Origin of the sequence: Planobispora longispora (assembly GCF_016863135.1) — a bacterium.
Classification (GTDB): Bacteria; Actinomycetota; Actinomycetes; order Streptosporangiales; family Streptosporangiaceae; genus Planobispora; species Planobispora longispora.
On record NZ_BOOH01000013.1, the window covers coordinates 68,977 to 76,559 of the forward strand.

Below are 7,583 nucleotides of genomic sequence, written 5' to 3' on the forward strand. Positions count from 1 at the left end.
ATGGGCAGGCAGAAGGCCAAGACCGACCCGTGGCGCGAGAAGGTGGAGCAGGGCTGGCGCCTCGTCGACCGTCACCCGCTCTTCCGGGCGTACAACGCCTACCTCAACGTCGCGCGGGACGGCGAGTTCGCGCCGGAGACCTGGGCCACGGTCTCCGCCGACGGGTGGATCCACCACCACCCCCGGCGCCGGGCCGAACCCGAGGAGTGGGCCTGGGTCTTCGCGCACCTGCTGCTCCACCTCGGTTTCGGCCACGCCGACCCCCGCTCGGCGCTGTCCAGGGACGTCGGCGAGGCGACCGGTGACCGCCGGACCAGGAGCTTCCTGCCCGACCCCGCCTACCGGGCCGCCTGCTGCCTGGCCGTGGACCGCTTCCTGCGCACCCTCAAGATCGGCCGCTGCCCCGAGCCGCTCCCGGCCGAGCTGCCGGCCGAGGACGAGACCACGCTGTCGGAGCGGTGGCGCCGCCTCGGCCTGCCGCCCGAGTACACGCCGCTCGGCCCGCCCGACTTCGTGATCGGAGACGAGGAGACGGCCAAGTACACGGACTTCCAGCGGGACTTCGCGATCGGCGTCGCCGACACGGCCACGGCCGCGCTGGACCTCGCGGGCACGCCGCGATCCACGGCGGACAAGCACGTCGAGGGGCCGTGGGACCTGGCGCTGCGCTGGTTCGTCTCGTCCTATCCGCTGCTGGGCGCCCTCGCCGCGGGCATGAAGGTCGTGGCGGAGGCGGAGCTCGCCAAGGGCTGGGACATCTCCGTCGCCGCCGTCAGCTCCGAGGCCGCCGAGATCTACGTCAATCCCCTGGTGCGCATGTCGGTCGAGGAGTGGCGCTTCGTCCTGGCCCACGAGATGCTGCACGCCGCGCTCCGCCACGGCGAGCGCGTCGGCGGGCGCGACCCGTACCTGTGGAACATCGCCGCCGACTACGTGATCAACGGCTGGCTGGTGGAGATGGCCGTCGGCGAGATGCCCGAGGGCCTGCTGTACGACCAGTCGCTCGCGGGGCTGTCGGCCGAGGCCGTCTACGACCGGATCGCCACCGACCTGCGCCGCCTGCGCAAGCTCGCCACGCTGCGCGGGCGCGGCCTCGGCGACGTGCTCGACCGCCCGATCCCGCGCCCGGGCGTCCCCGGCCGCCACGTCGACCTCGACGACTACTACCGCAACGCCCTGTGCACCGGGCTCGCCTACCACCACAACAGCGGCCGGGGCTACCTGCCCGCGGGCCTGGAGCAGGAGATCCGGGCGCTGGACCAGCCGCCGCTGCCCTGGGACGCGGCGCTGGCCCGCTGGTTCGACGAGCACGTGCCCTCGGCGGACAGGCGCCGCTCCTACGCCCGCGCCTCCCGCCGCCAGGCCTCCAGCCCGGACATCCCGCGTCCCGGATGGGTCCGCCCCGAGGAGCTCGTCCGGCAGGCGACGTTCGGGGTGGTCCTGGACACCTCGGGCTCGATGGACGCCAAACTCCTGGGCAAGGCCCTGGGCGCGATCGCCTCCTACGCGGTGGCGCGCGACGTCCCCCGGGCCCGGGTGGTGTTCTGCGACGCCGCCGCCTACGACGCCGGGTACCTCCCGGTGGAGGAGATCGCGAACCGGGTCCGGGTCCGCGGCCGGGGCGGGACCGTGCTCCAGCCCGGGATCAACCTGCTGGAGCGGGCCGAGGACTTCCCGCCCGGCGGCCCGATCCTGGTGATCACCGACGGGTGGTGCGACGTGCTCCGCATCCGCCGGGAGCACGCCTTCCTGGTGCCCGAGGGGGCGAGGCTCCCCTTCGCCGCGAAGGGGCCGGTCTTCCGGATGAAGTGACACCGGATGAGGCGCTACCGGATGAGGCGACACCGGGCTTGGTGACGCCCCTTTCCCCGGATGAAGTGGCATCCGGGACAGGGCTTCCTTACGGTCCTCCACGACAGGGGCGACGGCCGGATCCCCGGGGAGGGGAGCTGTTAGGTTCCGGAGGTGTGACGAAAAATGTGGCAATCCTCCGCTACACCGCTTTCACCCACGACCCCGAGGGCGGCAACCCCGCCGGGATCGTCCTCGACGCCGCCGGGCTCTCCGACGCCGAGATGCTCGCCCTCGCCGCCGAGGTGGGATACTCCGAGACGGCCTTCCTGACCTCGCGCGACGACGCGGCGCGCGCCTACCGGATCCGTTACTTCGCCCCCTCGGCGGAGGTGGACTTCTGCGGGCACGCGACGATCGCCACCTCGGTGGCCCTGGCCGAGCGCATCGGCGTGGGGCCGCTGACCTTCACCGCCAACGCGGGCGAGATCGTCGTGGACGTCGAGGTGGACGGCGACACGCTGCGGGCCACCCTCACCAGCGTGCCCACGCGCTCGGAGCCCATGGCCGAGGACGCGCTCGACGAACTGCTCGCCGCGATGGACTGGTCGCGCGACGATCTCGACAAGGAGTTCCCGCCGCACGTCGCGTTCGCCGGGAACGACCACCCGATGATCGCGGCGGTCTCCCGCGCCCGGCTGGCGGACCTCCGCTACGACTTCGACGCGCTGAAGGAGGTCATGACCCGGCGCGGCTGGACGACCGTGAACCTGTTCTGGCGGGAGCACGACGGGCGTTACCACTCGCGCAACCCGTTCCCGATCGGCGGGGTGGTCGAGGATCCGGCGACCGGCGCGGCCGCCGCGGCGTTCGGCGGCTACCTGCGGGCCCTGGGGTCCACGGTGCGGGACTTCACGGTCATCCAGGGCGTGGACATGGGCCGGCCGAGCGAGCTGAAGGGGTCGATCGCCGCGGCGGACGGCCGTACCCGGGTGGGCGGCTGGGCCGTCGCGATGACGACTCCCTGACCCGCCTCCCGCGACGGACGGCTCCTTGACTTAAACCAAGCACTTGCTCAAGATCCGGGTGTGGCGACATTCGCGGAACTGATCCGGGCCAGGGCCGACGACGATCACCCGGGGCTGCTGTTCGAGGACGAGAGCTACACCTGGGCCCGGCTCGTCCGGGAGGCCGAGCGCCGGGCCGCCCTGGCGCTCGGCCTCCGCGAGCGGGAGCGGCCCTTCCACATCGGCGTGCTGCTGGAGAACGTCCCCGAGTACATCCTGTGGATCTTCGCCGCCGCCCTGTCCGGGGCGGCGGTGGTCGGGATCAACCCGACCCGGCGGGGCGAGGAACTGGCCGCGGACATCCGCCACACCGACTGCCTGTTCATCGTGACCGACTCCGCCGGGTACGGCCTGCTCGACGGACTGAAGACCGACATCCCGCCCGACCGCGTCCTGCGGGTGGACGACCCCGGCTACGGCGCCCTCCTCGACGCCCCTCCCGGCGGCGAGACGGAGCCGCCGGAGATCGGACCGGGGGAGCGGCTGCTGCTGCTGTTCACATCCGGCTCCACGGGGGCGCCGAAGGCCGTGATCTGCGGGCAGGGACGGCTGGCCGCGATCGGCCGGCGGGGCTGGCAGTTCGGGATCGACCGGGGCAGCGTGACATACCTCGCGATGCCGCTCTTCCACGGAAACGCGATCATGGCGAACCTGGCCATGGCGACCTACGCCGGGGCGACGGTCGCGATGCGGCGGCGCTTCAGCGCCTCGGGCTTCCTGCCCGACATCCGCCGGTACGGAGCCACCTACTTCAACTACGTCGGCCGCGCCCTCGCCTACATCCTCGCCGCTCCCGAACTCCCCGGCGACGCGGACAACCCGCTGAAGACCGCGTTCGGCACCGAGGCGTCCACCCGGGACATGGCCGAGTTCGCCCGGCGGTTCGGCGTCAGGATCATCGAGGGGTACGGCTCCTCCGAGGGCGCGATCACCATCAACAAGATCCCCGGCACCCCGCCGGAAGCCCTCGGATTCCCCCCGGAGGAGATGGACGTCGCCGTCCACGACACCGAGACCGGCCTGGAGTGCCCGCGCGCCCGCTTCGACCGCACCGGCCGGCTGCTCAACGGCGACCAGGCCATCGGGGAGATCGTCCGCCGGGACGCCCCCGCCTTCGAGGGCTACTACGCCGACCCCGAGGCCGACGCCCAGCGCCTGCGCGGCGGCTGGTACTGGAGCGGCGACCTGGGCTACCGGGACGAGTCCGGCTACTTCTACTTCGCGGGCCGGGACGCCGACCGGCTCCGGGTGGACAGCGAGAACTTCGCCGCGGCCCCGGTCGAGCGCGTCCTGTCCCGCTTCCCCGGGACCGTCATGTGCGCGGTCTACCCCGTGCCGGACCCCCGTACCGGAGACCAGGTCATGGCGGCCCTGGAGCTCGACGGCCCGTTCGACCCCGCCGCCTTCGCCGCCTTCCTCCGCACCCAGCCCGACCTCGGCACCAAGTGGGCGCCCATGTTCGTCAGGATCGTCCCGGAGATGCCGCTCACCGCCACCAACAAGGTGGACAAGCGCGACCTGCGCCGGGAACGCTGGGAGTGCGCCGACCCGGTGTGGTGGAGCCCGGACCGGGATCTCCGCTACATCCTGCTGACCGGCCCGGCGCGGCGCGCTCTGCACGAGCGGTTCGCCGAGTTCGGCCGCGGGCACCTCCTGCGGTCCCTGTAGTTCCCGTCGCCCCCGCGGTTCTCCGCGGTCCCGCGGTCCCGCGGGTTTGTGGAGTCGCGGGTTCGCGGGGAGCCGAAGGTGATCGTCCGATTCTTACAAGACGCCGCGGAGGACGGGGCGTACGGTCAGGATCATGAAGACCTTGACCGCTGACGCGCTCGCCGCGGCCGAGCGTTACCTGATGCTCAACGCCCGCCTGATCGACCGGCTGCGCTACGAGAGGCTGATGGGCGCCGGATCGCCGGACCGGGTGCTGGCCGTGCTGCGTGCCTACCAGAACGCCGACGGCGGATTCGGCAACGCGCTCGAACCCGACCTGCGCGGGCCGGGGAGCCAGCCGGAACCGGTCGAGGTGGCGTTCTGGATCCTCGACGAGCTGGACGCCTTCGACGACCCGATGGTGACCGGGGCCTGCGACTACCTGATGACCATCACCACCGGGGACGGAGGCGTGCCGTTCGTGCTGCCCAGCGTCCGCGCCACCCCCCGCGCCCCCTGGTGGGAGACCCCCGACGACCCGCCCGGCTACCTGATCCCCACCGCCTCGATCGCGGGCCTGCTGCACGAGCACAAGGTCGCCCACCCCTGGCTGGCCCCGGCCACCGAGTTCACCTGGGCCGCGATCGAGGCGACGACCGAAGTCCAGCCCTACAACGCGCGGGCGATCGTGAACTTCCTGGAGCGCGTCCCGGACCGCGAGCGGGCCCACCGGGAGTTCGCGCGACTCCGCGAGGCGATCCTGGCCACCGTGGCCCTCGACCCGGACGCCTCCGGCGAGGCGCACTTCCCGCTGGACTTCGCCCCCGAGCCCGGCGAGCTCCCGCTCTTCGCCGACGAGGTGATCGAACAGCACCTCGACGCGCTGATCGACCAGCAGACGGACGACGGCGGCTGGGTGCCCAACTTCCCGATGTGGACGCCCGTCGTGGCCCACGAGTGGGGCGGGTTCCTCACCGTGGAGCGGCTGAAGACCCTGAAGGCCTACGGGCGGCTGACGAGCTGACCGATGGGGACCCCGGCCAGTCGCCTCACGTCGTTGGTCATGTGCGCCTGATCGGCGTAGCCGCTGGCCAGCGCCACCTCGGCCAGTGCGAGGCCGTGCCGGGCCAGCCGCAGCGCCCGCTGGAACCGGACGACCCGCTGCAGGACCTTGGGACCGTACCCGAACGCCCGCACGCACCGCCGGTGCAGCTGCCGTTGGCCCAGCCCGAGCTCCCAGGCCACCTCGCCGACGCTCCGTCCCGCCCGCAGCGCCTCGGCGATCGCGGGCGCGGCCGGGTCGGGGGAGGGCGTCGCGCGCAGCCGTACGGCCAGCGCGTCCTGGATGGTCTCGGCGGTGACCGCCTCGGGCGACATCGTCCGCGCGGTCATCGTCTCCACGGTGAGACCGGGGAGCGCGCCCAGGTCGGCCAGCGGCACCCGCTGGTCGCGCAGGGCCTCCACGGGCACCCCGAAGACCTCGCCCACCGCACCGGGCCGGAACCGGACCCCGGTGTGGCGTTCGCCGGGGGACAGCCGCACGGACATCGGGCCGGTGTCGGGCCCGGCCACATGAGGACCGCCGGGACCCCAGATCAGGTCGACGCAGCCGTCCGGCACGACCAGCTTGGTCGCGGGGAGCTCCGCGGTGCTCGTCCAGAGACAGACGAGCCGCCCGGTGAAAGCAGGGTCCGGAGCCCATTCGCGGTACACGTTCCCAGGGTACGGCGAGCCGCTCGGCCGGGTGCGGGGCTTCAGGGAGCCGGGGACGCCGGTGCCCCGGGAACGCCGGGGCGCGGGCCTTCGGGTGGCGGGGCCTTGCCCGAGATGAGCGCCGCCGCCCACCCCCCGTGCGGATCGCTGTCGATCAGCAGGGCGCGGGTCAGCAGGCTGAGGGGGATGGCCAGCAGAGCGCCCAGCGGACCGAGCACGAACGTCCACACGATGAGGGAGAGGAACGTCACCGTCGTGGACAGGCCCACCGCGTCGCCGAGGTACTTGGGCTGGATGAGCGACTGGACCACGAAGTTGATCGCCATGTAGGCCACGATCACCGAGAGCATGGCCTGTATCCCGCCCTCCAGCAGGCCCAGCAGGGCGGGCGGGAGAAGCCCGAGGACGAAGCCGATGTTCGGGATGTAGTTGGTGATCAGTGCCAGCACGCCCCAGAGCAGGGGGAGCGGTACGCCCAGGAGCCAGAGCACGGCGATGTCCAGCGCGGAGCAGATGATGCCGAAGATCGTGGAGACGACGAGGTAGCGGCGGGTGTTGCGGGCGAAGTCGGCCAGGGCGTCGATGAGCTTCGGCCGGTGCTCGGCCCCGGAGGAGAGGATCCGCGAGAAGGCCTGCGCGTCCAGGCACATGGCGAGCAGGAGAACGATGATCAGGACGAGGCTGGAGAACACCCCGAGCAGTCCCGTGATGAACCCCTGCAGGAGGCCGAAGATCCTGCCGGGATCGAACGTCCTGATCGCCTGGTTGATCTGACTGGTGCCGATGCCCAGCTTGGCCGCGAGGTCCTGCGCCTCGAAGACGAGCTCTCTGAACTGCGGGGCGTAGGTCGGGGCCAGGACCGTCAGCTGCGCCACCGAGACCGTCAGGATCGCCACCATGCCGAGCAGGACGAGCAGGACGATGGTCAGGGGCGCCGCGATCAGCAGCCAGTGGGGCGCGCCGCGGCTCTGGAGCCTGGTCCTGACCGGGGAGACCGCGATGACGAGCACGAGGGACAGGAGCAGAGGGCCGATGATCGAGGCGACCTCCCTGACACCGGCCAGTGTGATCACCGCGCCCGCGGTGCACACGAGCACGATGAAGGCCCTGGGCAGCGTTCTCTGCTCTGTCATGGTGGCTACTTACCCGACTGGGGGGTGACGGCCCAGCGAGAGGGAGGCGGTCTTGTTGGACTGGATGTCGATTTGACGGAGCGGGGACTCGTACATAGAGTTCTCAGGCCCGAGCGGGTTGGCGGAGATCGCCAAAGCTCGGGAACCCTCCTCTGATCACCACCTTGCCGTGGGACGGTTGTGCCCGGCAAAGTCTGATTCGACAAGAGTCAGATGGCGGAGTAAGGTTGAG

The 7,583-nt window shown here is 71.9% G+C and carries 6 protein-coding genes; 4 read left to right on the forward strand and 2 right to left on the reverse strand.

Going from position 1 to position 7,583, the window contains the following annotated elements; translation table 11 throughout:
* The 4 genes from Plo01_RS07185 (at nt 1) to Plo01_RS07200 (ending at nt 5,529) form a co-directional block, all read left to right on the forward strand.
* Nucleotides 1-1,812 (forward strand): vWA domain-containing protein, encoded by a 1,812-nt coding sequence (locus Plo01_RS07185; RefSeq protein ID WP_203889719.1) that lies wholly within the window; start codon nt 1-3, stop codon nt 1,810-1,812.
* A gap of 167 nt (nt 1,813-1,979) precedes the next feature.
* A complete protein-coding gene (locus tag Plo01_RS07190; protein WP_239315991.1) occupies nt 1,980-2,819 on the forward strand; it encodes a PhzF family phenazine biosynthesis protein in 840 nt (279 codons plus the stop codon).
* Nucleotides 2,820-2,879: 60 nt separating this feature from the next.
* Nucleotides 2,880-4,526: an AMP-binding protein gene (locus tag Plo01_RS07195; RefSeq protein ID WP_203889720.1), complete on the forward strand. Its 1,647-nt coding sequence runs from the start codon at nt 2,880-2,882 to the stop codon at nt 4,524-4,526.
* A 133-nt stretch (nt 4,527-4,659) separates the two neighbouring features.
* Nucleotides 4,660-5,529, forward strand: coding sequence for a hypothetical protein (locus Plo01_RS07200; RefSeq protein ID WP_203889721.1), 870 nt, complete (start codon nt 4,660-4,662; stop codon nt 5,527-5,529).
* On the opposite strand, the gene Plo01_RS07205 is transcribed toward Plo01_RS07200, so the two are convergent.
* Nucleotides 5,508-6,218 (reverse strand): helix-turn-helix domain-containing protein, encoded by a 711-nt coding sequence (locus Plo01_RS07205; protein WP_203889722.1) that lies wholly within the window; start codon nt 6,216-6,218, stop codon nt 5,508-5,510. The two genes, Plo01_RS07200 and Plo01_RS07205, sit on opposite strands and share 22 nt — an antisense overlap.
* A gap of 41 nt (nt 6,219-6,259) precedes the next feature.
* The gene (locus tag Plo01_RS07210; protein WP_203889723.1) at nt 6,260-7,351 is read right to left on the reverse strand and encodes an AI-2E family transporter; all 1,092 of its coding nucleotides are present in this window, start codon (nt 7,349-7,351) and stop codon (nt 6,260-6,262) included.
* Between the last annotated feature and the right edge of the window lie 232 nt (nt 7,352-7,583).

What these genes read in the sequence shown, in the direction of transcription:
- Plo01_RS07185 (WP_203889719.1), top strand. Translation starts at nt 1, where the DNA reads ATGGGCAGGCAGAAGGCCAAGACCGACCCGTGGCGCGAGAAGGTGGAG.
- Plo01_RS07200 (WP_203889721.1), top strand. Translation starts at nt 4,660, where the DNA reads ATGAAGACCTTGACCGCTGACGCGCTCGCCGCGGCCGAGCGTTACCTG.
- Plo01_RS07210 (WP_203889723.1), bottom strand. Translation starts at nt 7,351, where the DNA reads ATGACAGAGCAGAGAACGCTGCCCAGGGCCTTCATCGTGCTCGTGTGC.